Genomic DNA, 24,502 nt, shown 5'->3' with positions numbered 1-24,502 from the left:
GAAGCCACTGCAATGGCTCGCACCTATAAATATAAAGAGGCTATCCCTATGCAACGTTACGTATCGAACGGTCTGGCCAGCCTGTTGTTGCTGTCGCTCATCAACCCGAGCGAAGCCAGGCAAGCCGACCCGGAGCAAGCGATCCCGGAATTCCGCCCGGGTTACCTGGTGGGCTACCTGCAGAAGGAAGACCTGCCCAACAGCCTGGCGCTGCTACCGCCACCGCCTGCTGCGGGCACACCGGCGTTCCTGTTGGACCAGGCGTTGGCTGAAAAAAGCCAGGCCTTGCGGGGCAGTGCGCGCTGGGAGCTGGCTATCCGCGATGCCGACCTGAAGTTCCCCGCTGCCGCCGGGACCTTTTCCTGTGCCCTGGATGCGCCCATCAGCGAGCAGCAGACACCGGCGTTGTACAGGCTCCTGCGCCGGACCTTGGCCGACGCCGGCCTGGCGACCTACAGCGCCAAGACTCGCTACACCCGCACTCGTCCTTTCGTGCTGAACCAGCAGCCCAGCTGCACCCCGGAGGATGAGCCCAAGCTGGCCAAGGATGGTTCCTATCCATCCGGGCATAGCGCGATTGGTTGGGCCTGGGCTCTGGTGCTGAGCGAACTGGCTCCGGAACATGCCGACGCCATCTGGACCCGTGGCCGGGCCTATTCGGAGAGCCGCATGGTGTGCAACGTGCACTGGTACAGCGATATCCGTGAGGGGCGTGAGGTTGGTGCTACCGCAGTGGCACGCCTGCACAGCGATCCGACCTTCCAGGCTGATTTCGCCATGGCCCGAAAGGAACTCGCAACCGTGCGCACCCAGGGTCTGGGCAGCGGTCGCGACTGTGCGGCAGAGGCCCGAACACTGGCAGTGGGCATCGACTAGAACGCGGGGGAAGCCCATGAATTGGTTGGGCCTGCTTCGGCAGGCGCAGCAACCACGCGAGGAGGCGTGGTTGCTGCGAGGGGATCACTGGCTGCCGCTGGAGCCGCCGGTGGCGCTACCGCTGCCACCCGAGGAGCCCGAGCCGCCTGTACCGCCGGTGCCGGCAGGCGCGCCGGTACCCGTGCCCGCACCGCCGGTGCCGGAACCCGTGCCTGCGCCGCCCGTCCCGGAGCCGGTGCCTGCGCCGCCCGTTCCCGAACCACCGGTTCCGGTGCCGCCTGGCGCGGTGCCAGTGCCGGTGCCGGTTCCTGTACCCGTTCCGGTGCCATCGGTGCCCGGGGTGGGGGCGCCGCCCTGGCCTCCGGTGCCGCTGCCGGCTCCGCCGGTCCCTGTGCCTGTTCCTGTTCCTGTACCGGTTCCGCCCGGTGCGCTCGGGCCGCCGATGCCATTGCCCGGTGACTGGGCGCCGGAGCCGGTCCCGCTGCCACTATCGGTGGAAGGCGCGGTGGGCGAGCTGGGCGTGCTCGGGCCGGGCACGGTGGGGCCGGTGCCGCCATCGGTTTCGGCCAGGGCGGTGAGTGAGGCTCCGGCCAGGCAGCCGCTGAGCAGGAAGGCAGTCAATGTGTTCAGTCTCATGGGGTTCTCCAGAACAGTGGGGTTACAGGGAATACGGCCCATGACGGCGGGAAGGGTTCGGGAAGAATGATCAACGGTGGCCTGGCGCCATTGGTCAGGGTGGCGGTTGCATGCGGCCGGCGTGCTTGATCATCCGGGAGGGTGGCGCATAAGGTGTCACCCTCAAAAAAGGACGAGGACCGGTCAACCGGGCCCCTTGAACGGACAGGACTCCGCATGATCGCTCCCAGCAGTAGCGCCATCGACACCGAACGCTCCCAGGCGGTGGTCCGCCTGGTGATCACCAGCCTTGCAACGCTCTACACCGCGGCTGTTCAGCTCATGGGCCGCATGCCCGAGGAGCTGGCAGTGCCCATCCTCGTCTACAACTCGCTGTTCCTGGTGGTGTCCTTCGTGCTGCTGATGGCCATCGTGCGGCGGCCCGGCAACTACCCGGCGCGGCGGCTGTTCTCCATGGTCCACGACTACGCCGGCATCGGCTTCTCCATGGGCGTGGGCGGGGCGGCGATGCTGCCGGCCTATGGCCTGCTGCTGTGGGTGACGGTGGGCAACGGCCTGCGCTTCGGCTCGCGCTACCTGGCGGTTTCCACCCTGCTGGCACTGGCGGCGCTGGGAGTGATCACCTTGTTCAACCCCTATTGGCAGGAACAGCCCTATGTGGTGCTGACGCTGGTGGTGACCACCATCATCGTGCCGGCCTACGTGAACATCCTGCTGGGCCAGACTCGCCGCGCCACCGAGGCGGAGAGCGCCGCCAACCTGGCCAAGTCGCGCTTCCTCGCCCAGGCCAGCCATGATCTGCGCCAGCCGATCCACAGCATCAGCCTGTTCACCGCCTGCCTGCGCGATGCCGACCTCGGCCACGAGGAGCGGCAGCTGGTGGACAGCATCGACAAGTCGCTGCACAGCGTGTCGCAGCTGTTCCGCTCGATCCTCGACATGTACAGCCTCGACGGCGGCAAGGTGGTGCCCCGGGCGCAGCCGGTGGCGCTGGCCGAGTTGCTGGAGGACCTGGTACAGCAGAACGCCGAGGCCGCACGCTGGGCCGGGGTGCGCATCCGCCTGCGGGTAGCGCGTGGGCTGCATGTGCTGAGCGACCCCCACCTGCTGGCGACCATGGTGCAGAACATCCTCTCCAACGCCCTCAAGTACGCGCCGGGCAAGCCGCTGCTGATCGGCTGCCGTCGCCGGGGCGGGCGCTTCGTCATCCATGTCCACGACCAGGGCCGGGGCATTCCACCGCAGCATCTGGAGAACGTCTTCGACGAGTTCTACCGGGTGCGCCAGGTGCGCGACAAGGACATCGAAGGCGTCGGCCTCGGCCTGGCCATCGTCAAGCGCCTGGCCGAGCTGATGGGGCTGGAAATCCGCATCGCCTCGCGCCTGGGGCGAGGCACCAGTGTGTCCATCGGTGGCCTGATCGCCAGCGAGGCGCCGCGCCATGCACCGCTGCCGGCACGGCGCGCGCCACTGCGCATGCTCGATGGCCTGCGGGTGATCCTCATCGAGGACGACGGCAACGTGCTGCGCGCCACCGCCACGCTGCTGGAGAAATGGGGCTGCATCGTCGAGGCGCGGCCTTCGCTGCCGCCGGGCGATGTGCAATGCGACCTGGTGATCACCGACTTCGACCTGGACACCGAGCTGTCGGGCGCCGATTGCATCGACCAGGTCCGCGCCCGCAGCGGCTGGAAGGTGCCGGCGGTGGTCATCACCGGCCACGAAGTGCGCCGGGTGCAGGAATCGGTGGCCGACCCGGACATCCCCATCCTCTCCAAGCCCATCCACCCGGCCGAGCTGCGCTCGGTGTTGATGGCGTTGAAGCTGGGCATGCCGGAGCAGGCTGCGGCGGGTTGAGGCACTGCACCATTCGTGGGAGCGAATTTATTCGCGATGGAGCATCCGGCCCCTCGCAGCCACATGCCTGCGGAAGGTCTTTCGCGGCTGAAGCCGCTCCCACAGGGAGAGCCTGAAGCGGGGCCGAACATCGTTGTGTTGGGCCTCGCTGCGCTCGGCGCCAACCTACGGCACCGTGCTCAACCCGAACCAGGGTGTTAACCGGTGTGTGGATGACGCTTTTTTCATCCACCAAGCGACCTTGCAGCTCATACGCATGCCCGCCCCGTGGGAGCGAATTCATTCGCGATGGAATATCCGCCCACCCATAGCCAGGTGCCTGCGGCAGGTCTTTCGCGGCTGAAGCCGCTCCTACAGAGAGGGCCTTCGCTGCTCCCGGGCTGAAGCCCGGGCTACCTGGGGGTTAGATCCCCGCCTTGGCGGCCTTGGCTGCGGCGGCGGCGCGGGTGTTGACGCCGAGGGTGCGCAGCAGCGAGGAGACGTGGATGCGCACGGTGAAGGGCGAGATATCCAGCTCGCGGGCGATTTCCTTGTTCGACATGCCGTTGGCGATCAGCCGCAGCACGTCCTGCTGACGCGGGGTGAGCTGGGGCAGTTCGGCGTCGTGGGCGAGCAGGCCGGTTTCGCCGAAGCGCACCACGAAATCCCCCTCGCGGATGGCCAGCAGCGCCTCGCCGACCTCGTCGGGGGCGATGGCCTTGCCGATGAAACCGTCGGCGCCGGCGGCCATGACTTCATCGACGGCCTTCTGGCTGTCGACCATGGAGACGATGACGATGGAGCTGCGCTTGAAGGCCTGGCGCAGTGCGCCGATGGCCTCGACGGACTGGCCGGGGAATAGCAGGTCGAGGATGAACATGCTGGGCGCGGCGCCCTCGTTGGCCAAGGCGAGCACTTCCTCCATGCTGCCGGCTTCCTCCACCTGCACGGTGGGCAGTACACGCTGGACGATACGCCGCAGACCATCACGGAATACGGGGTGATCGTCGGCAACGATGATGCGTTCGGAACTGTTTTCTTTGGACATCCGTTTCTTGTCTTGTTCTTGGGAAGCAGCAAGCCCTCGACGGCATGTCGACCTGGCCCCGCGTGCTTCGGATAATCGACTGCCTGCGTCCTGCAGCCCGTGGTTCTTCCCTGAAAGTGTGTCAGGGTAGAGACAAATCGCCGGTCACGCCATCGAACAGATCGCCGCATCGACCATCGGCAATGTCCCTCGAAAGAGTGCTTTTCAGCCCTTCAACGCTCGCAACTGTCACCTCCACCGCCACACACCAGGCGCCCGAAGAGCGTAGCGGTGCGCTGACGGTAGGCCTCGATACGCCCGGCTGGCGCGCTGTCCATCAGGTTGCCGCGCGTACCTCCTTGGCTGGGGAAGGGCATAGCCAGCTCGAGTCGCAGGTGCCTCTCTGCTCTGGCGATATCCGTGGAGTGGGCAAGAATGCATAGGCGTACATCCATCATTCATTGCGGCCAGGTGGTCGCCGCCATCGCCCCTGCGGGCGCAAGGAGCAGTACCCATGATCCGACGCATTGCCCTGGCCTTCGGCCTGTTGTTCGCCTGCCTGGCCCATGCCGACCCGGCGCAGGATGCACTCAAGGCCCGGGCGCTGCTGGACCGCGCCGTCGACTATTACCAGGCGCACGGTGATGCGGCGCTGGCCGTCTTCAGCCGCCAGGGCGAGTTCATCGAGGAGGACCGCTACGTGTTCGTGGTGGACACCCACGGCGTGATGCTGGCCAGCGGCGGGCCCTCGGCGGTGCTGATCGGCCGCGATGTGTCCCAGGTGCTGGAACCGGAGTTGCGCGACGCCTTCCAGAAGGTGCTGGCCACCACCGAGCAGCAGGGCGTGCAGACCGCCGAATACCGCTGGAAGAACTGGCGCGACGGCCATGTGGAGCGCAAGGAGGTGTATTTCCGCCGGGTCGGTGAACGCATCATCGCCGTCGGCCACTACCTGCCCCGGGCCACGCCCGAGCAGGCCCATCAGTTCATGGCCCGCGCGGTGAAGGCGATGGAAGCCGACGCGGCAGGCAGCATCAAGGCGATCAACGCGCTGTCGCCCGACTTCCGTGAGGACGACCTGTACCTCTTCGTGATCGACCTGCAGGACCGCCGTTACGTCGCCCACGGCTACAACCTGCGCCTGGTGGGCGTGGACTTCTCCACCATCGACGACCCCGAAGGCAAGCCGGTGGGCGCGCCGATCCTCGAGCTGATGACCAAGGCCGACAAGGGCGACTACGAGTACCGCTGGAAGAACCCGGTGACCGGCAAGGTGGAGTACAAGCACGCGCTGCTGCGCAAGGTCGGCCATTACCTGGTGGTGACCGGTTACTACAGCGACTGAGGGGCGCGCAGGGGGCGGCCGGCGGGCAGCCCCGCTGCGGGGCTAGCGGCTGGGGGCCTCGCCGACCACCGTGGTGCGGTACATCTCGCGGCGCATGCCGTGGTAGTCGGAAATGGGCAGGTGCCAGGTGCTGCGGTTGTCCCAGATGGCCAGGGTGCCGGGGCTCCAGCGCATGCGGCAGGTGAAGGTCGGCTGGGCGGCGACGCTGAACAGGTGGGTCAGCAGGGCCGTTGCCTCCGAGGGCCGCAGCCCTTCGATGCCACTGGTGTAGGCCGGGTTGACGAAGAGCACCCGCTGCCCGGTTTCCGGGTGGCGGGTGATCAGCGGATGGCGGCGCACCTCGCCGTCGGTGGCTTCGCCGAAGCGGATGTCCATGTTCTCCAGCAGCTTGTTGTGCGCGGAGCCGACGCCATAGGCGCGCTCGGGGCTGTGGATGGCATCCAGCCCCTGGAGGAAGGCCTGCAGGGGCGGCGACAGCCAGTCATGGGCCAGCGCCAGGTTGGCGAAGAAGGTGTCGCCGCCGAAGGGCGGGATGTCCTTGCCGTAGAGCAGGGTGAAGGCCGGCGGCTTCTCCTGGAACGACCAGTCGGTATGCCAGGCGCCGCCGAAGACCACCGGGGTCTTCTCGTCGGCTTCCTTGACCACGTGGACCACGTTCGGGTGGTCGGGCATGCACTTCACATAGGGCTCGCGGCCGAACTCGCCGAAGGCCAGGGTCACCCGTTCCAGGTCCTCGACCTCCAGCTGCTGGTCACGGATGAACAGCACCTTGTGGTGCAGCAGCGCCTGGCGCAGTTCGGCGAAGCCGTCCTCATCGAGCTGTTTCAGGTCGACCCCGGTGACATCGGCGCCCAGGGCGCCGGTGGCGGGAACGGTCTGGAACCGGCGGGTCTGCAGGGCACGGTTGACGCTGGGATGGGCATGGTAGAACTCGAACACGGCGGCCACCTCTTATCGTTGTCATGGGCTCGCTCAGCATGGCCAAGGCGAGCGTTCCTCGCCACGGCGAGTCCGGCCAAAATCCGGTCGTGTGGACCATGGGCCGAGTGTGATCACCGGGGATTCATTACCTGCGGTATCAACTGAAGTGATCGGCAGCTGATTTTTCGGCCTCTCACTCACAAATACAGTGCGCTGCAACGGCAACGCGTCATCGACCGCTGCCACGACACCCGCCATTTGTGAGGAACCGAACATGAGCAAGCAAACCGTCGTCATCACCGGCGCATCCAGCGGCATCGGCCTGGGCCTGGCCCGTGCCTTCCTCGACCAGGGCTACAACGTGGTCGGCACCGCGCGCTCCGCTGAGCGCCTGCATGAAGCCGCCGCCAGCCTGGGCCATCCGCAGGGCTTCATCGGCGTGGCCGGTGACGTGGCCGACCCGGCCACCGCGCGCCGGGTATTCGCGGCGGCACTGGAGGCGTTCGGCAGCGTCGAGGTGCTGGTCAACAATGCCGGCTTCTTCCTGGCCAAGGCCTTCGTCGACTACAGCCCGGAAGAACTGGAAGGCCTGCTGGACACCAACCTCAAGGGCGTGGTCTACAGCAGCCAGGTGGCGGCCGCGCACATGGCCGCCCAGGGTGGCGGACGCATCATCAACATCTCCGCCGCCGTGGCCCTGCAGCCCAACATCCAGGTGCCTGCGGCGCTGCCGGTGCTGATCAAGGGCGGCATCAACCAGATGACGCGCGCCCTGGCCCTGGAGCTGTCGCCGCACAACATCCAGGTCAATGCGGTGGCGCCCGGCATCATCGAGACGCCGATGCACGACCCGGCCAACCGCGCCTTCCTCAACGGCCTGGCGCCGTCGGGGCGGATCGGCACGGTGGAGGAAATCGCCGCTGCGGTGCTGTACCTCGCCGGGGCCGGCTTCACCACCGGGGTGGTGTTGGCGGTGGACGGTGGGATGAGCAGCGGAACCTGGTGAGCGGGAGGTGACATGAGAAAGGGAGGCATCGCGCCTCCCTTTTGTTTTTGCGTTCATGTATGTCCCAGGCACGGGCGTAGGTTGGGTTGAGGTACGAAGCCCAACGCAGCAGAGCCGAGCCGCGCTCGGCGCCAATCTACGGCACAGCGCTACTCCTACGAATCCCAGGCGTGGAACCCAAGAAAAAGGGAGGCGCTGGACCTCCCTTTGTTCGAGCGTCCCGGGCTGAAGCCCGGGCTACATCACGAGAGTTCGCGGGCGAGGGCGGCTACCAGTTCGGCGGCGGGCAGTGCACGGGCCAGGGGCGCGCCCTGGCCGGCCCATTGCACGGCGTAGTCGTCGCAACCCTTGGCCGAGGCGGCGGCGTGCAGCGCCTTGGCGGCGTCGTAGGTGATGGGGTAGTCGGGCAGGGCGGGGGCCTGGGGGTGGCCGACATCGCTGAACAGCCGGTTCGGCAGGCCCCGGGCGGCGCGACCGGAAATGGCGGCGGTGAGGGCGGTGCGCTCGACCCGAGGGCTCTTCATTGCTTCGCGGTAGGCGGTGTTGGCGGCGGATTCCGGGCAGAGGATGAAGGCGGTGCCCAGTTGCGCGCCGCTCGCACCCAGCTGCAGGGCAGCGCGGATGCTGGCGCCGTCCATGATGCCGCCGGCGGCGATCACCGGCAGGCGGGTCTGGCTGGCCAGGGTGCGGGTGAGGGCGAAGGTGCCGATCAGCGCATCCTGCTCGGGCTCGAACACGCCGCGATGGCCGCCGGCCTCCACGCCCTGGGCGACGATGGCGTCGATGCCGGCCGCTTCGATCAGCCGCGCCTCGGCCAGGTTGGTGGCGGTGGCGAGCAGGCGGATGCCCCGTGCCTTCAACTGGTCGATCCAGCCTTGCTGCGGCAGGCCGAAGTGGAAGCTGACCACCGCCGGGGCCTCTTCCAGCAGCACCTGGAGCATGGCCGGGTCATCGAGGAAGCTGCGGTAGATCTCGCGCAGGGTGGCCGGCGGCTCGGCGTCGAATTCGGCGAACAGCGGGCGCAGGTGCTCGAGCCAGGCCTGCTCGCGCGCCGGGTCGGCCTGGGCGGGCTGATGGCAGAAGAGGTTGACGTTGAACGGCTTGGCGGTGAGCGCGCGGGTGTCACGGATCATCGTCCGCGCCTGGTCGGGCGTGCTGGCGCCGATGCCGATGGAGCCCAGGGCGCCGGCATTGGACACGGCAGCGGCCAGCTTCGGCGTGGAAACACCCACCATGGGCGCCTGGATAAGGGGGATGTCGATCCCCAGCAGTTCGGTGAACAACATTTCGGCAGGCCTCTCGGTCGATAGTTGGCTTGACGTAAAATCTCATAATGAGAATATTCAGATCAACTTGTTCTCTGTAAGAGATTGAAAGTGGACCTGACCAGCCTCGAGATCTTCCGTGCCGTCGCCGCCGAGCAGAGCGTGACCCGTGCCGCCCAGCAGCTGCAGCGGGTGCAATCGAACGTCACCACGCGCATCCAGCAACTGGAGGATGAGCTGGGCGTGCCGCTGTTCCAACGGGACGGCAAGCGCATGGCGCTGACCGACAAGGGCCGTGAATTCCTCGCCTATGCCGAACGCCTGCTGGCCCTGGCGGCGGAGGCGCGGCAATCCATGCACTCGGACGTGGCCAGCGGCACGTTGCGCCTGGGCAGCATGGAGAGCACCTCGGCCAGCCGCTTGCCGGCGGTCCTGGCGCGTTATCACCGCGCGTGCCCGGCGGTGTCCCTGGAGGTGTCCACCGGCACCAGCCAGGCGCTGATCGAGGGGGTGCTGTCCAGCCGCCTCGATTGCGCCCTGGTGGCCCACCCCGATGCCTTGCGCAGCCAGGATCTCGACGGCCAGGCGCTGGAGCGCGGCCTGTGCGCCAGCCCGGTGTTCCATGAGGAACTGGTAATGGTGCTGCCGCCGGACCACCCGCCAGCGGCCTCGCCGGGGGACATCCGCGTTGGCACGCTGGCCTGCTTCGCCCGGGGCTGCACCTACCGCCTGCTCGCCGAGCGCTGGCTGGCCGGGCAGCGCACCGACGGCACGCCGCTGCAGGTGCGCGAGGTGGGTTCCTACCACGCCATCCTCGCCTGCGTCAGCGCGGGGGACAGCGCCGGTATCGTGCCGCGCTCGGTGCTCGCGCTGTACCGGGAGAGCCCGGCGGTCACCTCGTTGGCGGTGATGCCGGTGGATACGCTGCTGGTCTGGCGCGAGGGTTACGCCACGGCGGCCTTCCAGCGCCTGCGCGAGGCGCTCGCCGGCTAGCGCACTGTGTATCGCTGTGTATCTCGCCGCGCCGGTCCCAGGACTGGCTTACAAATGCTCCCCTTCACGGATACGCCACGGATACAGGGCCAGGGCGAAATAGCCCCAACCCCGAACTGATGCAGCAACGGCCTGCGGTTCGAGGGTTCCAACGCCCCCAGTGGCACGACCCGCGCGGCACCGCCCGCGCCCTGTATCCGGAGAAGCACCATGTCCCACAACCCGCTCGCGAACAAATCCCGCATCGGCCTGCTCGCCGTGGCCCTGGCCGGTGGCCTGAACATGGCCTCGTCCGCTGCCTTCGCCGTCGAGGCGCTGCCCCAGGGCTACCAGTTGGCCGCCGCCGACAAGGCCGCCGAAGGCAAGTGCGGGGAGGGCAAGTGCGGCTCCAGCGGTGCCAGCGGTGCCAGCGGTGCCAGCGGTGCCAGCGCCAAGGCGACCCAGGGCGAAGGCAAGTGCGGTGAAGGCAAATGTGGCGAGGGCAAGTGCGGCGACGCCTCCTTCACCCGTACCGACACCGACCACGACGGTCGCGTCTCCCTCGCCGAGCTGCTGGCGGTGGCACCGAAGGGCGCCAAGGAGTTCAAGGCGATCGACGCCAACGGTGACGGCTTCCTCTCGGAAGCCGAGGTCTACAAATTCCGCAGCGAGCAGTACCGCGCCAATGGCAAGGAAGTGCCCGCCGAGCTGTTCACCCACATGAGCCAGGCGAAGGACTGAGTCGACACCCACGCCCCGACGACCCTCCCTGTGCCCCCGGCCGGGAGGGTTTCTGCTTTCTGGAGACCTGACATGAGCACTGCTTCCCCGTACGGCGCCGGCCTTGGTCTGCGCCGTGCCCTGCTGCCCGAACTGCTGGCGATGGACGCCAGCGCCGTGGATTTTCTCGAATGCGCGCCGGACAACTGGATAGGCGTCGGCGGCCGCTTCGGCGATGGCCTGGCGCGCCTCGCCGAGCGCTTCCCGCTGAGCTGCCACGGCCTGTCGCTGTCCCTCGGCGGGCCGGCGCCGCTGGACCTGGAGTTGCTGCGGCAGACCCGGCGCTTTCTCGATACTCACGGGGTGGCCCTGTTCAGCGAGCACCTGAGCTACTGTTCCGACGAGGCGCAGCTCTACGACCTGCTGCCGCTGCCGTTCACCGAGGAGGCGGTGCACCACGTGGCGGCGCGCATCCGCCAGGCGCAGGACATCCTCGGCCGGCGCATCGCCGTGGAGAACATCTCCTACTACGCTGCGCCCTACCAGGCACTGAGCGAGATCGACTTCCTCCGGGCGGTGCTGGAAGAGGCCGATTGCGACCTGCTGCTGGACGTCAACAACCTCTACGTCAACGCCATCAACCACGGCTACGACGCCCAGGCCTACCTGGCGGCGATCCCCGCCGGGCGGGTGGCCAGCCTGCATGTGGCCGGGCATTACGACGAGGCGCCGGACCTGAAGATCGACACCCACGGCGCAACGGTGAAAGCCGATGTCTGGGGCCTGCTGGAGCAGGCCTACCAGCGCTTCGGCCCGCTGCCGACCCTGCTGGAGCGGGACTTCAACTTCCCGCCCCTGGGCGAGCTGCTGGCCGAGGTGGAACAGATCCGCTCGCGGCAGCACGCCGCCAGCCACTGGCCGGAGGTGCGCCATGGCTGACTCCCTGCACGCCCAGTTGCTGAGCCTGGCCCACCATGTGCGCGACCCCCAGCGCTTTGCGCCGCCGCCCGGCATCGAGGCGCGGCGCCTGGCGGTCTACCGGCAGCTGTTCTTCGGCAATGTCGAGGGGCTGCTGGCGGGCGGTTTCCCGGTGCTGCGCGCGAGCCTTGGCGACACCCAATGGCCGGGCCTGGTCCGGGCCTTCTATGCCGGGCACCCGTGCCGCACGCCGCTGTTCACCGAGCTGGCAGGGGAGTTCGTCGCCTTTCTCGAGGCGGTCGGTGGCGATGGCCTGGGCCTGCCCTGGCTGGCGGAGCTGGCCCACTACGAGTGGGTGGAAAGCGCCTTGCTGCTGAGTGATCTGCAGGAGCCCGAACATGACCCGGCGGGCGACCTGCGCGACGGCGTGCCGCTGCTCTCGGCCCTGGCCTGGCCGCTGGCCTATGCCTGGCCGGTGAGCGAGATCGCCCCCGGCTGCCTGCCAACGCACGAGCTGGAGCAGCCAACGCTGTTGCTGGCCCGCCGCGGCGCCGACCAGCAGGTGCACTTCTCGCGTCTGGCACCGCTGGCCCATGCCTTGCTGGCCTCCCTGCAGGCGCGTGAATGCAGCGGTTTGCAGCACGTGCAGCTGCTGGCCGAGGCCATTGGTGTGGACGTGGAAACGCTCCTGCCCCAGGGCTTGGCGCTGTTGGAAAGCCTGCGGAAGCAGGGCGTGGTGATCGGCACCCGCTTACAGCGGTAGGAGCGAGCTCTGCTCGCGAAGGGCGAGGAGCGTCGGGTTTCACCCGACCTACAGGCTCCTGATAGGAAATTACCGTTACGTAACGAATAACTATTGACGTTACGTAACGCTAAATAAGAAAGCCCGCGCATCACTGGATGCACGGGCTTTTTGCTGGGCGGGGATCAGGCCTTGCGGCGCAGCAGGGCGTCGAGGCTGAGGCGGCCGGCGCCGTTGAGGAGCAGGGGCAGGGCGGCGACCAGGTAGATCAGCGGCAGCTTGTAGTTGCCGAAGCCCTTGTCGCTGATGGAGTAGCCCAGGGCGAGTTCGGAGAGGCTCGACCAGTGCGCCGGCCAGTGCACGGCAGCGATGGCGACGACGGTCAGCACCATCAGCGAGAAGGCGGCGAAGCGGGTGCCGAGGCCCAGCAGCAGGAGCACCGGGGCGATCAGCTCGGCCCACATGGAGAGCTGCCAGTTGAGCCCGGCGGGGATCAGGTCGAAGGGGAAGGGAAAGGCGCTGTTGATCTGCTCGAACCAGTTGTCGCCGTTCCATTTCTCCAGGCCGGATTCGAAGAATTCCCAGGCCAGGAACAGGCGCAGGGGGATGTCCGCGCCCCAACTGCCCAGGCGGTCGATGTGCTGGAAGGCGTGCTTGAAGGGGGAGAGTGCCAGTGGGCGCATGGGGTGGTTCCTCGGGATCGGGCGCGGGGCGGAATGCCGTTGCGGTGAGGCTATGCTCGCCGGCGGGTTTGTCCCGGATGTGTCCGCACCCGCGCGCTCTGTATCCCGTTGTATCTGCGCCTCAGCCTGTTACATCCAGCTCCAGTTGCGCGCACAGGCCGCCGCTTTCACGGTTGCGCAGGGTCAGCCGGGCGCCCAGGGCCTGGCTCAGTTGCTGGGCGATGGCCAGGCCGAGGCCGGTGCCGCCGGTGTCGCGGTTGCGTGAGCCTTCCACCCGGTAGAAGGGCTTGAAGACCTGCTCCAGCTCCGCCTCGTCGATGCCCGGGCCCTCGTCCAGCACCTGCAGGCGCACGCGGCCTTCGGCGCTCCTGTGCACCTGGAGTTCGGCGCTGCCGCCGAACTTGAGGGCGTTGTCGATGAGGTTGCTCAGCACCCGGCGCAGTGCATGGGGGCGGGTTTCCAGCAGGGCGCCGGTGCGGCCTTCGAGGCTCACCGCCTGGCCGCTGTCCTGGTAGTCCAGCACCAGGCTGTCGAGGAAGGCGTCCAGGCCCACGCGGCAGATGGCTTCGCGGCTGCCGTCCATGCTGCGGGCGTAGGCCACGCCCTCGCGCACCAGGTGCTGCATCTCGTCGAGGTCGCTCCACAGGCGTTCGCGTTCGGGCGTGTCGTCCATCTGCTCCACGCGCAGCTTCATGCGGGTGATGGGGGTTTGCAGGTCATGGGAGATGGAGGCCAGCAACTGCATGCGCTCCTTGAGGTAGGCGGCGATGCGCCCCTGCAGGGCGTTGAAGGCACGGGCGGCGTGGGCCACTTCGCGGGGGCCGCTCTCCGCCAGGGGCGGGGCGGGCGTGTCCGGGTCGAGCTGGTCGACGGCGCCGGCCAGGCGGGTCAGCGGGCGGATGGCCGTGCGCACCGCCAGCCAGGTGCAGAACAGCAGCACCGCCAGTTGCAGGGTGAGCATCAGTGGCAGCCAGTTGGCCATGGGAATGGGCGCGGGCGTCACGTCCAGCGTCAGCGGGTGGCCGTCGCGTAGCGGAATGTGCACCTGGAAATGCGGCGTGGAGCCTTCGATGGTGACGAAGCTCAGGGCGTAGTCCTTGCCCAGGGCGCGCTCGATGGAGGCCACGGCCATGGGCGCCGCGGCCATGTCCATGGGCGTGCCCGGCAGGCCCTGGTCCAGGCGGTAGCGGTAGTTCGGCCGCTCCAGCAGCGGCAGCCAGGCAGCACGCTCCTGGGCCGGCAGGCGGTCGATCAGGGCGACCACCGTGCTCACGTCCATTTCCAGGTTGTTGAGCATCATGCTGCGGCCGGTCTGGTAGCGCTCGTAGAACTGCGAGCTGAAGGACATGCCGTAGGCGAGCACCAGGCCGCTGAGGAAGATCAGCATCAGCCGCGCGGCCAGGGTGCGCGGCCAGTGGAGGAGGGTGCTCATGACAGCGGCTCGATCAGTTGCACCGGCAGGGAGAAGACATAGCCCTCGCTGCGCACCGTCTTTATATAGGCCGGCTCGCGGGCGTCGTCCTGCAGGCGTTGGCGCAGGCGGCTGACCAGCAGGTCGATGGAGCGGTCGAAGATGTCGGCCTCGCGGCCCTGGGTGAGGTTGAGCAGTTGCTCGCGGCTGAGCACCCGTTGCGGGTGGTCGAGGAACACCCGCAACAGGCGGTACTCGGCGCCGCTCAGGGCGATCATGGTGTCTTCGGCGTCGAGCAGGTGGCGCGCGCTGGTGTCCAGGCGCCATTGGCCGAAGCCGATCAGGCGGCTGCTTTCGCTGATCTGCAGGTTCGGCGGCAGCATGCGGGTGCGGCGCAGCACCGAGTTGATCCGGGCCAGCAGCTCGCGGGCGGAGAAGGGCTTGCTCAGGTAGTCGTCGGCGCCCATTTCCAGGCCGATGATGCGGTCGGTCTCTTCGCTGCGGGCGGTGAGCATCAGCACCGGCGTGGCTTTGTGCTTGCCCACGCGCAGCTCGCGGCAAAGCTTCAGGCCGTCTTCGCCGGGCATCATGATGTCGAGCACGATGAGGTCCACCGCGTTGCCGTCGAGGAAGCTGCGCATCTGCCGGCCATCGGCGGCGAGGCTCACGCGCAGGCCGTTCTTCTTCAGGTAGTTGCCGACCAGCTCGCGGATTTCCCGGTCGTCGTCGACGACCAGGATGTGGTCGATGTGGTCCATGAAGCGCTCCTCGGAGGGTGATGGCGCTAGTGTATCGACGTCGCGACCGCTTGCCCGCTGCCCTTTGTATTGCAGTGTATACAGAGCCCCTTTGTTACCTGGCGCGGCAAATCGGCGACGCTCCCGACACAGTGGCGATACCCCCTGGACGTGCAATGAAGGCCCGGCAACCGAGCCGGCTTTCATCTCCAGGAGTACGTCATGAAATCAATCGCCCGCACCGCCGCCTTCGCCCTGTCTCTGGTCCTGCCGCTGGCCAGCCTTGGCCTGCAGGCCGCGGAATCCATCCCCGTCGAGCAGTACCACTACGGCATGCAGCTGGATGTGCAGAAGGTCCTGGCGCTGCACGAAGCGCCGACCGTGCTGTGCCAGGTGGTTGAAGCGCGCATGGATTACCTGGACTCCCAGGGCCATCAGCGCAGCCTCGCCTACCTGAAGCACGCCACGGCGTGCCAGGACAGCAACTGACCCAGGGCCCATCCGCCTGCACCCGAGGTGACCATGCTGCTCATTGCCTTTCTCGGCGGGGTGCTGACCATTTTCAGCCCCTGCATCCTTCCGGTTCTTCCCTTGCTGCTGTCGCGGACCGGCGGCTCGGCCTGGTCGCCATTGCTGACCTTGCTCGGCCTGGCCACGGGCTTCGCGGCGCTGGCGAGCCTGGCGGCGGTTTCCGCCAACTGGGCGATCGAGGCCAGCGTCTGGGGCCGCTGGCTGGCCCTGGCGGTGCTCGCCGTATCGGCACTGGCGTTGCTCTCCAACCGCCTGGGCACCTGGCTTTCCCGGCCCTGGCTGTGGCTGGCGAACCAGCTGCATGGCGGCGCCCGACGCCTGCCGGCGGCGCCCGACGCCTGCCGGCGGCGCTCTCGGCCTGGCTGCTGGGCTGCGCGACGGGCTTGCTGTGGGCGCCCTGCGCCGGGCCGATCCTGGGACTGATCCTCTCAGGGGCGATGCTCGACGGCCCCAATGCATCGGCCAGCCTGTTGCTGTTCAGCTATGGGCTGGGCAGTGCCGTGGCCCTGGCGGCGGTGATCTTCCTCGGCCGTGGTTTGCTGCAGCGCCTGCGGCCGTCCCTGCGCCTGGTGGAATGGCTGCGCCGCGGCACCGGCGTGGCGGCCTTGCTGGCGGTGGTGGGCATCGCCAGCGGCGCCTCACTGCAACTGGCCGGTGCGGGCCCTGCGGGGCTGGCTTCCAGCCTGGAAAACCGGGTACTCGACGGTGTGCCGAAGCTGTTGGCGCGGCTGGTCGGCAGCGCCCAGGCCGATACGGGCATGGCCTTGCCGGACCTGGGCCCGGCGCCGTCTCTCGCCGGGGCCAGCCAGTGGCTGAACAGCCCGGCGCTGGACATGCAGACGCTGCGCGGCAAGGTGGTGCTGGTGGATTTCTGGACCTACGACTGCATCAACTGCCGCCACAGCCTGCCCTATGTGAACCAGTGGGCGCAGCGCTACGCCGACCAAGGCCTGGTGGTGATCGGCGTGCACACGCCGGAGTACCCCTTCGAGCGGGTCGAGGCGAATGTGCGCCAGGCCATCGAGCGCCTGGGCATCCGGCACCCGGTGGCCACCGACAACCAGTACCGCGTGTGGCGCGCCTTCGATAACCAGTACTGGCCGGCGCACTACTTCATCGATGCCAAGGGGCGCATCCGCCTGGTGCATGCGGGGGAGGGACGGTATGCGGAGCAGGAGGCCGCGATCCAGATGCTGCTGAAGGAGCGGGATGCGGACGCGGCGCAACGCTGAACAGGCGTGGGCATGAAAAAGGGAGGCCATGGCCTCCCTTTTCCTTGTGGTGCGGGTCGGCTTCAGCCGGGCGGGTTCTTGCGGTACTCGGTGGTGGTGATGCCGGCGTAGCCCCAGTTATCGGTGTCGACTTCCTCGATGACGATATGGGTGAGGTGGGGGTCCTTGCCCAGGACCCGCTGCAGGGTTTCGGTGATCTCGGCGATGACCTGGGCCTTCTGTTCCCGGGTTACACCGTCACGGGTAATGCGGACGCTGACGAATGGCATCTGGAGTTCCTCTGGAGGGGGCGGATGGCGCCGAAGCCCGTGGCGTTCGGCGGGGTGATGGAACTGTATTTGTTCCGTTTCGCTGGATAAATGTAGGATCGGAAACTTCAGTTGATACCCGGTGTAATCAATCGTGAAGCGCCATTTCGAAGACATCCAGCTGGGCAGCATCGAGCTGTTCTGCCTCGCCGCAGAGGAGGGTAGTTTCACGGCAGCCGCGCTGGTGGCCGGCGTTACGCCGGCAGCGGTCAGCCGTTCCATCTCCCGCCTGGAGGAGCGCCTGGGCACACGGCTGTTCCAGCGCACCACGCGCAGCATCCGCCTCACGGAAAGCGGGCGTGGCTACTTCGAGCAATGCCGCCAGGCGCTGACCCAGCTGATCGAGGCCGAGCGCGATGTGATGGGCCGCCAGCTGGAGCCGACCGGCGAGCTGCGCATCAGCATTCCCACCACCTATGGGCACCACCGCATCCTGCCGGTGCTGTCACGCTTCCGCGAGCGCTGCCCGGGGGTGAAGGTCGACATCCACCTGAGCAACCGCAATATCGATTTCGTCGGCGAGGGCTATGACCTGGCGATCCGCGTGCGCGCGCTGCCGGACTCGACGCTGATCGCCCGGCACCTCGAAGACGCCGCCCTGGTGGTGGTGGCCAGCCCGGATTACCTGGCCCGGGTTCCGGCGCCGCAATCCCTGGAGGCGCTGGACGCGCACGACTGCATCCAGTTCGAGCTGCCCAGCAATGGCCGCCGCATCCCCTGGCTGTTCAATGACAACGGCCAGGAGCGGGAGCTGCTGCTGAGGAGCAATTACTGCTGCTCGGACGATGTGCTCGGCGGCGTGACCCTGGCCAAGCACGGTGCGGGGCTGTTCCAGACCTACCGGTTCATCGTCGAACGGGAGCTGGCGGAGGGTTCGCTGGTGGAGGTGTTGCCAGCGTTCGGTGGGCGCTCGCGGCCTTTCACCCTGCTGTACCCGCAGGGCCGGCACATGCCGTTGCGCCTGCGTGCCTTCATCGAATTCCTGATGGCCTGCAAGCGCGAGTGGAACGTCTGAAACCGGACCCATGAGCTGGGCCCGGAGCGGCGTTTCTAGGCGGCCTCACCCTTGTCGGCGCGGATGTCGAAGGCACCCCCGGTGAAATTGCCCGCCGTGGTGACCTTGCCCTTGCCGGGCAGCAGCGGGAACACCAGCTCGGCGAAGCGGTAGGCCTCTTCCAGGTGCGGGTAGCCGGAGAGCACGAAGCTGTCGATGCCCAGGTCGGCATATTCCTGCAGGCGCGCGGCGACGGTCTGCGGGTCGCCCACCAGGGCGGTACCGGCACCACCGCGCACCAGGCCGACGCCGGCCCAGAGGTTGGGCGCCACTTCCAGGCGATCGCGACGGCCCTGGTGCAAGGCAGCCATGCGCCGTTGCCCTTCGGAATCCATGCGCGCGTAGTTGGCCTGGGCGGCGGCGATGGTGGCGTCGTCCAGATGGCTGATGAGTTCGTCCGCCGCAGCCCAGGCCGCTTCGGTGGTTTCCCGCACGATCACGTGCAGGCGCACGCCGAAGCGCACGGTGCGGCCATGTTTGGCCGCGCGGGCACGCACGTCGGCGATCTTCTCCGCCACGGCGGCCGGCGGCTCACCCCAGCTCAGGTAGGCGTCCACATGCTTGGCGGCCAGCTCGTGGGCGGCCTCGGAGGAGCCGCCGAAGTAGAGCGGCGGGTAGGGCTGTTGCAGCGGCGGGAAGAAGTTCTGCGCGCCCTGGACCTTGTGGTGCTCGCCGTCGAAATCCACGGTCTCGCCCTGCAGCAGGCGGCGCCAGATGGTGAGGAACTCGTCCGAGGCGGCATAGCGCTCGTCGTGGTCGAGGAACACGCCATCGGCGGCCAGCTCGGTGGCATCGCCACCCGGTACCACGTTGAGCAGCAGACGCCCGCCGCTGGCCTGGTCGAGGCTGGCGGCCTGGCGTGCGGTGGCGGTGGGGTTGCCGAGCGTGGTGCGCAGGGCCACCAGCAATTTGATGCGCTGGGTGACGGGCGCCAGGCTGGCGGCGGTGATCCAGGGGTCGAGGCAGCTGGCACCGGTGGGGATCAGCACGCCGTCGTAGCCGAGCTGGTCCGCCGCCACGGCGATCTGCCGCATGTAGGCGTTGGTGGCCGGACGACCGCTCTCGGAGCGGCCCAGGAAACGGGTGTCGCCGGAAGTCGGCAAAAACCAGAAAACGTCGAAGCTCATGGATCAATCCTCGTTGCAAGCCAGCGTCCCGCAGGGGGCAGGGCGCATGAATGGGTGTGCAACGCAGGGCGGGAAGGCGCTTGCTTGGGCAAGTCTCTGTGGAGCAGTCCTTGGGGAAGAGGCGCAGAAAAGGCGCTGCCCGTCGGATCGGCTTATATCCTATTCGCTCTTATGTTCCGGCTATAAATACTTTTCGGGAATAATCATGTGCCGGAAAGATTGGCGGGCCGGGACGGCTGGCAATTGATTGATCGTGTTGCTGAGGTTGTGGCGACCTGCTCTGAGCAAGCCGTAAAGGGCAGGGCGGGGCGGTCTCACTCTTCGGGCGCTTAGGGCCGGTGTGCGTGCCGCGGCCACCTGTCGGGAAGCGCTTAATGTCGAAACAGGGGCGCGCAAGTCATTCGGCATTCCCGTAAAGTCGCGGGCCGCCGAAAGAACCGTCATGGCCGAAGCCATGAAGGGCTTTCATCCTTTACGAATAGCTGTGGTGAAGATGAACAAGCCTTTCATTTCGCTGTGCCCGGAAATCACTCGGGCACATGCACTGACGTTGATGGACTGGTTGGAAGATGAGCGCGTCACCCGTTACCTGAGCGATTCCCGTGATGTCTCACGCTCCATCGAGCACGCCATCGAGCGGACTCGAGCGCCGATCCTGACTCATCTGTTCAACAGTGACGGCCGCTTCTTCATGGCCTTTGACAGGCACGACACCCCAGTGGGCTTCGTCCGTCTCATCAAGACCGGTGCGGATTGCGAGATGGTCCTGGCCATCGGCAACCGCGGCGAATGGGGCCGGAACCTTGGCGCCCGTACGATCCGCGAGGGCATGAAGCTGGCCTTCCTGGACATGCGAGCCCAGAAGCTCATCGCCAAGATCCACCCGGACAACACGCGGTCGTTGAACGCTTTTCTGCGCAGCGGCTTCCAGCTGGAGAGCGAAACGCCGGCATTGAAGTCATTCGCCATGACGGCTGGGCGCTACCTGCAGCTGCTGCGCGAAGGTGCCCTTGGCGACGCGACGGGGATCCACATCACCGAAATCGACAAGGCCAGGCTCGAAAGCCTGATCGTGCTCGAGCAAGGCCCGGCCGTCGTGGAACTCGAGCATGAGATTGAGCGCGCGATTGTCGTCACTCCGCAGCAGGTGGCACGCAATGTCGTGACGATGAACTCCAGGGCGTTGCTGCTACTTGACGACGAAGAGATCGAAGTGGCCCTGGTGTATCCCGAAGACGCGAACGCCAGCGCCGGGAAGCATTCCGTGTGTTCCGACATCGGTGCCGCCATCCTCGGTTACCAGGAGGGCGATGCCATCGATTGGCGAGTGGCTGATCGGACGCGCCGGATCGAAATCAGGAAGGTGCTGTACCAGCCGGAAGCGGCAGGCGATTTCCATCTCTAGCGTTCGGCCAACTGGCGAAGATCCCAAGGACGGGAAATCACCGATTTGACGAATCAGGGAGGGCTGATGAGTTCATCGGCCTAACACCTCAATATGCGATTTAACATAATCTACATTATGAGTAACCACAGTAACGAACGCCTGAGCCAGACCATCAGGAATTCACCAGGTGAAATGCGATTTTGACCAGGCCAGGCAGAACGCCGATTGCGATGCCAACGAAAAGCCCATAGCGAAACGCGCGCTTGCCCTCACGCTCAACGGCCCTAGCAATGCGGACCTGCCAAATGGCATCAGAAGAGCCGGCAGGCGCAGCCAGGGGGTCATTTGCAGCAGAACGCGAATCCATTCGAAGTACTCCAGGGCGAAGGCCGAACAGCCTAGCGTCAGGAGCTGGCCAAGGCCAAGGGGCAAGGAGATCAGCGAGAAGGAAGACGGCTTCGCCAGCTGGGTCACGGCTGCGCAAGCGCAGACGTGACCCCAGCGGGCTTCAGGGCGTTGATTTCGCGCTGAGGGGCCTTGCCGAAGTTGTCCAGGGGCCAGGGCCTGACGACATAGGATCGGTCGTCCTTGCTGATTAGAAGGCCGTAATCGAACCGCTCGACACGCCACCCAAGGCTAACAACGTCGCGGCGCGACATGCGTTCTTTGACCCTATACGCAGGGTCAAGGAAGTCGATGACGAACTCGAAAGCGGCCTTGCCCTCCTCGGCCTCCTTACGGTCCATGATCGCCGATAGCCGGAGCTGGTACTTGATAGCGAACTGGTCGAGGTAGTCGATTGGCTCAGGCGCCTTGATGTGGTCGGCGGCGATATCAGTCGGGGCCGACGACTTCGACACGGCAGCAGCTGGCGGAGGCGATGCGTTTGAGACCTGCTGATCAACAGGCCCAACCGGCTTCGCCGTAGCAGCCGACTCGACCTTTGGCTTGGTCGGTGCTGGCGGGTTCCAGAACGTCCAGATATTCCAAAGAGCGACCACCAGGGCAATGCCAAATACTACAGCCCAAAACTTATGTTTGGCCTGAAATACGGCGAATCGCCCATCCTTATAGTTACCCTTGTTCGTAGTCTCATCGCGGTGGCTCTTATAGAACCCAAAGAAGTCCTTGTTATAAGGCTTCTTGCCCTGGGCGGTTTGCTTAAATCGGCCACGAGAGACGTTCGTAAGTGTCGCCCAGTGGTAATGGTCTTCCTTTCCCATCATATCCATCTTGGTAAACCGCGTATAACGCTGAAGGCGGTTACGCCACGTCTTATGAAGCTCGGTTAAATCCTGACCCATGATAAGCACGTCAATACCAAGGTGCCCGTGCTCAGTGACAAACTTGGCCCAATCGGCGGTGAGCGGCTGGCGGTCCGGCGGGAAGAACTGGTTTATCTCGTCCCATATCCACAGGCTGTCATTGATCCTGTGGTTCCAGAACGCCTTTTTGTACCAAGCAAGCTGCTCGTCTTCGTCGAGACCTTCTGGTGCTTCCAGGCACGTAATAAGCAATTCAATGGAATGCACTGGAATACCCGTGTAGTCGGCAATAGCTCGCTTATTAATGCCGTGCACGTTGGTGACAATATGGCGACCATGCCGAAGTGCATCTACAACATGCTGCATAGCTTCCAGGGATTTGCCAGAACGCGGCAGGCCTTCGTGACCGAATATCATTGCACTACCCTCCCCTTACCACTGGCCAAGCGTCAACGCTTTGCGAGTGAGGTTAAAAACAATAGCGGCACCTATCACGCCAAGCCCCTTATCGATACCAAAGAAGTCGACGAAGTAGAGGACATCAGAGCCCAAAGAACTAAACAGTGTCTGCAAGAGGCCCTGCTGCAAGAAATCAGGTACGGGAATTAGAGACAGTATGTAAATGATGCCGTCAAGGATTCCGCCGAATATCTTCGTAGGGAGATCAATTACAAACTCCATAAAGTCTGCAAAGAGACCTTTGAGCCATTCAAAAATGCGGCCCACCCAGGCAATTAAAGCAGACAACCAACTCTTAATAGTGGCAATCATTTATAGGAGTCCTATACGAATAGCGACATACGCAAACCCAATCATGACGATTGCCTGTACAAACATGCGTAGATCAACAAACCAGGGGAGACAGTGATAGTCGAACACCAAGTCAATTTGGAACATATGGCCCCATATTTGCGCCTCAGTGTGCGTTTCCCATACCGGACATGCTGAGGAACCGGCGTCAACATCGAACAAGCCGACAACAGCCTTCATAATGGGAATGTTCTTTACTCGACTGGAGTAACTATCTATCTCATCTTCCTTGGTCTTATCGCTAGGCGAATACATATCCTGATAAGCCGGGCCATCACAGCCGGAAAGGCACGGATCGGCGACTTCCTTGTCTTCTTCCTCAGCAGGCTTGTCATCCGTGACTTCCTCATCATCAGTGGTGGTTTCTTCTGACGTTTTCTCACCATCCTTGTAGGACGTAGACGTCTTATTCTCCGTGTAGTCGAAATAGGTCGGGCCATACTTGATATTGTAATTGGTCGTTATATCAGTTCGAGTCGAACCGTATGTTCCGTCAGGCTTTAGGTATGTTCCTGTGGTGGTAGTAGTGCCACCGGATACGGTTGCAGGACCAGAGGTCGTGACGTTATCGCGCAATGACTGCATGCAGCCTTCAGGGTTGCTTGATCCCGCGCAAGACTCACGAATAAGACCCTTAAGCCAGTCAGCGCCCTGCCCGTTCGCATAGTCCGTAAACGTTGAGTCAAGATCGGCATCAGTTACAGGAACATATTGCGGGTCTTTAGATGGGCAGCCACCACCTGGTCCGGACTCCCAGGAATCGCAATTACCGTATTTGTGAACACTGAAAGTCCAATAACCACCCTGCCCGCCTACAAGCGCCATTTGGCAATAGTTAGGCTCACAAGAAATAATTTCGTAATGAGCGCCGTTATGCCAAGTCGGATGATCTTGAAAACTCTGGAAGTCTTTTAAAACCAGCGCAGCAGAGCCCGTCGCAGTTGCCGCCCGAGTGTCAGCGGTCCCAGTTGGGGATTGGCAAGATGAATACGTACCCATACACCAACCAGTATTGGTTATTGGCTCATACATGGTTTCAGGCACTGGCTTTTTAACAGTCTTAGTCCCCTCATCCATGACCCAGCCAACAGCAGCAACACCACCCGCAATAAGACCGCCCACAACCAAGTTAGCGAGATTGCCTTTAAGAATACCTTTTGCCTGATTTATCGTCCTGGGAATCGAGTAATCAACGGTCTTCAGGACCTTTACGGGAACGCGCTTGTTTAAGTTGCTGGCCGCAATGTATTCGCCTTCCTGGGCGGCGACATGAACAACACCGGAGCCCTTAGTTGCAACAGCTCGCCCAGGTGCGGTGATATCGGTGTTATTAGGGATGGTTACATTCTGGCGAGTTGCGCCGAACGCAGTTACTGACGCACATAGAATGCAAATGCCGAAACCCCACCGCAAACCAAGCCGCCGAATGCCGCTATTACGAGCCATATCATAATTCCACCAATTGAGAGGCGCCCCGAAGGGCGCGGATGTTATTGCCAGTAATTGTCAGGGTCGTTCGGGTCTTCGAAGAACATGACAACTTGATTGATACACCACTGACAAAAATCAGCGATGCCGCGAACACCACCCATGGCAAGTAAAACAGCAACAACCCCGATAACTTGCCCGGTTATTTCAGCGATCATAATTGCGAAGTTGAGATCAGCATCCATGGTGAACTCCGGATACAAAA

The 24,502-nt window shown here is 65.0% G+C and carries 25 protein-coding genes and 1 pseudogene; 12 read left to right on the top strand and 14 right to left on the bottom strand.

Going from position 1 to position 24,502, the window contains the following annotated elements:
• Positions 1 to 12: 12 nt before the first annotated feature.
• Positions 13 to 876: an acid phosphatase gene (locus tag OEJ36_RS12795; RefSeq protein ID WP_263401797.1), complete on the top strand. Its 864-nt coding sequence runs from the start codon at positions 13 to 15 to the stop codon at positions 874 to 876.
• Positions 877 to 960: 84 nt separating this feature from the next.
• Here OEJ36_RS12795 and OEJ36_RS12790 read toward each other — a convergent pair whose 3' ends face one another.
• Entirely contained in the window at positions 961 to 1,512 is a 552-nt protein-coding gene (locus OEJ36_RS12790) for a hypothetical protein (RefSeq protein WP_263401796.1), read from the bottom strand.
• Between the two features lie 216 nt (positions 1,513 to 1,728).
• Here OEJ36_RS12790 and OEJ36_RS12785 point away from each other — a divergent pair, with 216 nt between their 5' ends.
• Complete coding sequence (locus tag OEJ36_RS12785; RefSeq protein WP_263401795.1) at positions 1,729 to 3,369, top strand: hybrid sensor histidine kinase/response regulator; 1,641 nt, start codon at positions 1,729 to 1,731, stop codon at positions 3,367 to 3,369.
• Between the two features lie 403 nt (positions 3,370 to 3,772).
• Here the strand turns inward: OEJ36_RS12785 and OEJ36_RS12780 are convergent, their stop codons facing one another.
• On the bottom strand, positions 3,773 to 4,396 hold the full coding sequence (locus OEJ36_RS12780) for a LuxR C-terminal-related transcriptional regulator (RefSeq protein WP_263401794.1): 624 nt from the start codon (positions 4,394 to 4,396) through the stop codon (positions 3,773 to 3,775).
• A gap of 493 nt (positions 4,397 to 4,889) precedes the next feature.
• Between OEJ36_RS12780 and OEJ36_RS12775 the strand changes: the two genes are divergently transcribed.
• A complete protein-coding gene (locus tag OEJ36_RS12775) occupies positions 4,890 to 5,720 on the top strand; it encodes a cache domain-containing protein (RefSeq protein ID WP_263401793.1) in 831 nt (276 codons plus the stop codon).
• 42 nt (positions 5,721 to 5,762) lie between these two features.
• Here the strand turns inward: OEJ36_RS12775 and OEJ36_RS12770 are convergent, their stop codons facing one another.
• Positions 5,763 to 6,659, bottom strand: a complete 897-nt coding sequence (locus OEJ36_RS12770) for a TauD/TfdA dioxygenase family protein (RefSeq protein WP_263401792.1) — start codon at positions 6,657 to 6,659, stop codon at positions 5,763 to 5,765.
• A gap of 256 nt (positions 6,660 to 6,915) precedes the next feature.
• Here OEJ36_RS12770 and OEJ36_RS12765 point away from each other — a divergent pair, with 256 nt between their 5' ends.
• On the top strand, positions 6,916 to 7,647 hold the full coding sequence (locus tag OEJ36_RS12765) for an SDR family NAD(P)-dependent oxidoreductase (protein WP_263401791.1): 732 nt from the start codon (positions 6,916 to 6,918) through the stop codon (positions 7,645 to 7,647).
• A 242-nt stretch (positions 7,648 to 7,889) separates the two neighbouring features.
• Here the strand turns inward: OEJ36_RS12765 and OEJ36_RS12760 are convergent, their stop codons facing one another.
• The gene (locus tag OEJ36_RS12760) at positions 7,890 to 8,933 is read right to left on the bottom strand and encodes an NAD(P)H-dependent flavin oxidoreductase (protein ID WP_263401790.1); all 1,044 of its coding nucleotides are present in this window, start codon (positions 8,931 to 8,933) and stop codon (positions 7,890 to 7,892) included.
• 90 nt (positions 8,934 to 9,023) lie between these two features.
• Here OEJ36_RS12760 and OEJ36_RS12755 point away from each other — a divergent pair, with 90 nt between their 5' ends.
• From OEJ36_RS12755 to OEJ36_RS12740, 4 genes are all read left to right on the top strand, one after another.
• Positions 9,024 to 9,905 (top strand): LysR substrate-binding domain-containing protein, encoded by an 882-nt coding sequence (locus OEJ36_RS12755; RefSeq protein ID WP_263401789.1) that lies wholly within the window; start codon positions 9,024 to 9,026, stop codon positions 9,903 to 9,905.
• A 210-nt stretch (positions 9,906 to 10,115) separates the two neighbouring features.
• On the top strand, positions 10,116 to 10,625 hold the full coding sequence (locus OEJ36_RS12750; protein ID WP_263401788.1) for a hypothetical protein: 510 nt from the start codon (positions 10,116 to 10,118) through the stop codon (positions 10,623 to 10,625).
• Positions 10,626 to 10,697: 72 nt separating this feature from the next.
• Positions 10,698 to 11,543: a DUF692 domain-containing protein gene (locus OEJ36_RS12745; RefSeq protein ID WP_263401787.1), complete on the top strand. Its 846-nt coding sequence runs from the start codon at positions 10,698 to 10,700 to the stop codon at positions 11,541 to 11,543.
• Positions 11,536 to 12,285 (top strand): DUF2063 domain-containing protein, encoded by a 750-nt coding sequence (locus OEJ36_RS12740; protein WP_263401786.1) that lies wholly within the window; start codon positions 11,536 to 11,538, stop codon positions 12,283 to 12,285. Before OEJ36_RS12745 ends, OEJ36_RS12740 begins: the two co-directional genes overlap by 8 nt.
• Before the next feature lie 164 nt (positions 12,286 to 12,449).
• On the opposite strand, the gene OEJ36_RS12735 is transcribed toward OEJ36_RS12740, so the two are convergent.
• The 3 genes from OEJ36_RS12735 to OEJ36_RS12725 form a co-directional block, all read right to left on the bottom strand.
• Positions 12,450 to 12,947 (bottom strand): DoxX family protein, encoded by a 498-nt coding sequence (locus OEJ36_RS12735; RefSeq protein ID WP_263401785.1) that lies wholly within the window; start codon positions 12,945 to 12,947, stop codon positions 12,450 to 12,452.
• A gap of 121 nt (positions 12,948 to 13,068) precedes the next feature.
• Complete coding sequence (locus tag OEJ36_RS12730) at positions 13,069 to 14,379, bottom strand: ATP-binding protein (RefSeq protein WP_263401784.1); 1,311 nt, start codon at positions 14,377 to 14,379, stop codon at positions 13,069 to 13,071.
• Positions 14,376 to 15,116 carry a response regulator gene (locus OEJ36_RS12725; protein ID WP_263401783.1) on the bottom strand — a complete coding sequence of 247 codons (741 nt, stop codon included), beginning with the start codon at positions 15,114 to 15,116 and terminating at the stop codon, positions 14,376 to 14,378. Before OEJ36_RS12725 ends, OEJ36_RS12730 begins: the two co-directional genes overlap by 4 nt.
• Positions 15,117 to 15,317: 201 nt before the next feature.
• Between OEJ36_RS12725 and OEJ36_RS12720 the strand changes: the two genes are divergently transcribed.
• Together OEJ36_RS12720 and OEJ36_RS12710 are read left to right on the top strand one after the other, a co-directional pair.
• A complete protein-coding gene (locus OEJ36_RS12720; RefSeq protein ID WP_263401782.1) occupies positions 15,318 to 15,584 on the top strand; it encodes a DUF2790 domain-containing protein in 267 nt (88 codons plus the stop codon).
• Positions 15,585 to 15,617: 33 nt separating this feature from the next.
• Positions 15,618 to 16,858 (top strand): annotated as a pseudogene (locus tag OEJ36_RS12710) (cytochrome c biogenesis protein DipZ).
• Between the two features lie 62 nt (positions 16,859 to 16,920).
• On the opposite strand, the gene OEJ36_RS12705 reads toward OEJ36_RS12710, so the two are convergent.
• Positions 16,921 to 17,127, bottom strand: coding sequence for a tautomerase family protein (locus OEJ36_RS12705; protein ID WP_263401779.1), 207 nt, complete (start codon positions 17,125 to 17,127; stop codon positions 16,921 to 16,923).
• Positions 17,128 to 17,260: 133 nt separating this feature from the next.
• On the opposite strand from OEJ36_RS12705, the gene OEJ36_RS12700 reads away from it, so the two are divergent.
• On the top strand, positions 17,261 to 18,181 hold the full coding sequence (locus OEJ36_RS12700) for a LysR family transcriptional regulator (RefSeq protein WP_263401778.1): 921 nt from the start codon (positions 17,261 to 17,263) through the stop codon (positions 18,179 to 18,181).
• Between the two features lie 35 nt (positions 18,182 to 18,216).
• On the opposite strand, the gene ssuD is transcribed toward OEJ36_RS12700, so the two are convergent.
• The gene (gene ssuD / locus OEJ36_RS12695) at positions 18,217 to 19,347 is read right to left on the bottom strand and encodes an FMNH2-dependent alkanesulfonate monooxygenase (protein ID WP_263401777.1); all 1,131 of its coding nucleotides are present in this window, start codon (positions 19,345 to 19,347) and stop codon (positions 18,217 to 18,219) included.
• Positions 19,348 to 19,789: 442 nt separating this feature from the next.
• Between ssuD and OEJ36_RS12690 the strand changes: the two genes are divergently transcribed.
• On the top strand, positions 19,790 to 20,752 hold the full coding sequence (locus tag OEJ36_RS12690) for a bifunctional GNAT family N-acetyltransferase/nucleoside diphosphate kinase regulator (RefSeq protein WP_263401776.1): 963 nt from the start codon (positions 19,790 to 19,792) through the stop codon (positions 20,750 to 20,752).
• A gap of 154 nt (positions 20,753 to 20,906) precedes the next feature.
• On the opposite strand, the gene OEJ36_RS12685 is transcribed toward OEJ36_RS12690, so the two are convergent.
• The 5 genes from OEJ36_RS12685 to OEJ36_RS12665 form a co-directional block, all read right to left on the bottom strand.
• Positions 20,907 to 21,101 carry a hypothetical protein gene (locus OEJ36_RS12685; RefSeq protein ID WP_263401775.1) on the bottom strand — a complete coding sequence of 65 codons (195 nt, stop codon included), beginning with the start codon at positions 21,099 to 21,101 and terminating at the stop codon, positions 20,907 to 20,909.
• Positions 21,102 to 21,204: 103 nt separating this feature from the next.
• Positions 21,205 to 22,416: a zonular occludens toxin domain-containing protein gene (locus tag OEJ36_RS12680; protein ID WP_263401774.1), complete on the bottom strand. Its 1,212-nt coding sequence runs from the start codon at positions 22,414 to 22,416 to the stop codon at positions 21,205 to 21,207.
• A gap of 15 nt (positions 22,417 to 22,431) precedes the next feature.
• Complete coding sequence (locus OEJ36_RS12675) at positions 22,432 to 22,770, bottom strand: DUF2523 family protein (protein ID WP_263401773.1); 339 nt, start codon at positions 22,768 to 22,770, stop codon at positions 22,432 to 22,434.
• Positions 22,771 to 24,255 (bottom strand): hypothetical protein, encoded by a 1,485-nt coding sequence (locus OEJ36_RS12670; RefSeq protein ID WP_263401772.1) that lies wholly within the window; start codon positions 24,253 to 24,255, stop codon positions 22,771 to 22,773.
• Positions 24,256 to 24,299: 44 nt separating this feature from the next.
• Complete coding sequence (locus tag OEJ36_RS12665; RefSeq protein ID WP_263401771.1) at positions 24,300 to 24,482, bottom strand: hypothetical protein; 183 nt, start codon at positions 24,480 to 24,482, stop codon at positions 24,300 to 24,302.
• Positions 24,483 to 24,502: the final 20 nt, after the last annotated feature.

This window comes from Pseudomonas sp. PDM13 (genome assembly GCF_025685765.1).
GTDB classification, from domain to species: Bacteria; Pseudomonadota; Gammaproteobacteria; order Pseudomonadales; family Pseudomonadaceae; genus Metapseudomonas; species Metapseudomonas solani.
The sequence above is the reverse complement of the archived record's forward strand: the minus strand, read 5'-3'. Positions and strand labels throughout refer to the sequence as shown.

Excerpts from the sequence above, each read along its gene's own strand:
- OEJ36_RS12735 (WP_263401785.1), bottom strand. The coding sequence starts at position 12,947 with ATGCGCCCACTGGCACTCTCCCCCTTCAAGCACGCCTTCCAGCACATC.
- OEJ36_RS12780 (WP_263401794.1), bottom strand. The coding sequence starts at position 4,396 with ATGTCCAAAGAAAACAGTTCCGAACGCATCATCGTTGCCGACGATCAC.
- OEJ36_RS12665 (WP_263401771.1), bottom strand. The coding sequence starts at position 24,482 with ATGGATGCTGATCTCAACTTCGCAATTATGATCGCTGAAATAACCGGG.
- OEJ36_RS12790 (WP_263401796.1), bottom strand. The coding sequence starts at position 1,512 with ATGAGACTGAACACATTGACTGCCTTCCTGCTCAGCGGCTGCCTGGCC.
- OEJ36_RS12765 (WP_263401791.1), top strand. The coding sequence starts at position 6,916 with ATGAGCAAGCAAACCGTCGTCATCACCGGCGCATCCAGCGGCATCGGC.
- OEJ36_RS12745 (WP_263401787.1), top strand. The coding sequence starts at position 10,698 with ATGAGCACTGCTTCCCCGTACGGCGCCGGCCTTGGTCTGCGCCGTGCC.
- OEJ36_RS12685 (WP_263401775.1), bottom strand. The coding sequence starts at position 21,101 with ATGGATTCGCGTTCTGCTGCAAATGACCCCCTGGCTGCGCCTGCCGGC.
- OEJ36_RS12785 (WP_263401795.1), top strand. The coding sequence starts at position 1,729 with ATGATCGCTCCCAGCAGTAGCGCCATCGACACCGAACGCTCCCAGGCG.
- OEJ36_RS12720 (WP_263401782.1), top strand. The coding sequence starts at position 15,318 with ATGAAATCAATCGCCCGCACCGCCGCCTTCGCCCTGTCTCTGGTCCTG.
- OEJ36_RS12675 (WP_263401773.1), bottom strand. The coding sequence starts at position 22,770 with ATGATTGCCACTATTAAGAGTTGGTTGTCTGCTTTAATTGCCTGGGTG.
- ssuD (WP_263401777.1), bottom strand. The coding sequence starts at position 19,347 with ATGAGCTTCGACGTTTTCTGGTTTTTGCCGACTTCCGGCGACACCCGT.
- OEJ36_RS12750 (WP_263401788.1), top strand. The coding sequence starts at position 10,116 with ATGTCCCACAACCCGCTCGCGAACAAATCCCGCATCGGCCTGCTCGCC.
- OEJ36_RS12680 (WP_263401774.1), bottom strand. The coding sequence starts at position 22,416 with ATGATATTCGGTCACGAAGGCCTGCCGCGTTCTGGCAAATCCCTGGAA.
- OEJ36_RS12730 (WP_263401784.1), bottom strand. The coding sequence starts at position 14,379 with ATGAGCACCCTCCTCCACTGGCCGCGCACCCTGGCCGCGCGGCTGATG.
- OEJ36_RS12795 (WP_263401797.1), top strand. The coding sequence starts at position 13 with ATGGCTCGCACCTATAAATATAAAGAGGCTATCCCTATGCAACGTTAC.
- OEJ36_RS12760 (WP_263401790.1), bottom strand. The coding sequence starts at position 8,933 with ATGTTGTTCACCGAACTGCTGGGGATCGACATCCCCCTTATCCAGGCG.
- OEJ36_RS12775 (WP_263401793.1), top strand. The coding sequence starts at position 4,890 with ATGATCCGACGCATTGCCCTGGCCTTCGGCCTGTTGTTCGCCTGCCTG.
- OEJ36_RS12725 (WP_263401783.1), bottom strand. The coding sequence starts at position 15,116 with ATGGACCACATCGACCACATCCTGGTCGTCGACGACGACCGGGAAATC.
- OEJ36_RS12670 (WP_263401772.1), bottom strand. The coding sequence starts at position 24,255 with ATGGCTCGTAATAGCGGCATTCGGCGGCTTGGTTTGCGGTGGGGTTTC.
- OEJ36_RS12740 (WP_263401786.1), top strand. The coding sequence starts at position 11,536 with ATGGCTGACTCCCTGCACGCCCAGTTGCTGAGCCTGGCCCACCATGTG.
- OEJ36_RS12705 (WP_263401779.1), bottom strand. The coding sequence starts at position 17,127 with ATGCCATTCGTCAGCGTCCGCATTACCCGTGACGGTGTAACCCGGGAA.
- OEJ36_RS12690 (WP_263401776.1), top strand. The coding sequence starts at position 19,790 with ATGGCCGAAGCCATGAAGGGCTTTCATCCTTTACGAATAGCTGTGGTG.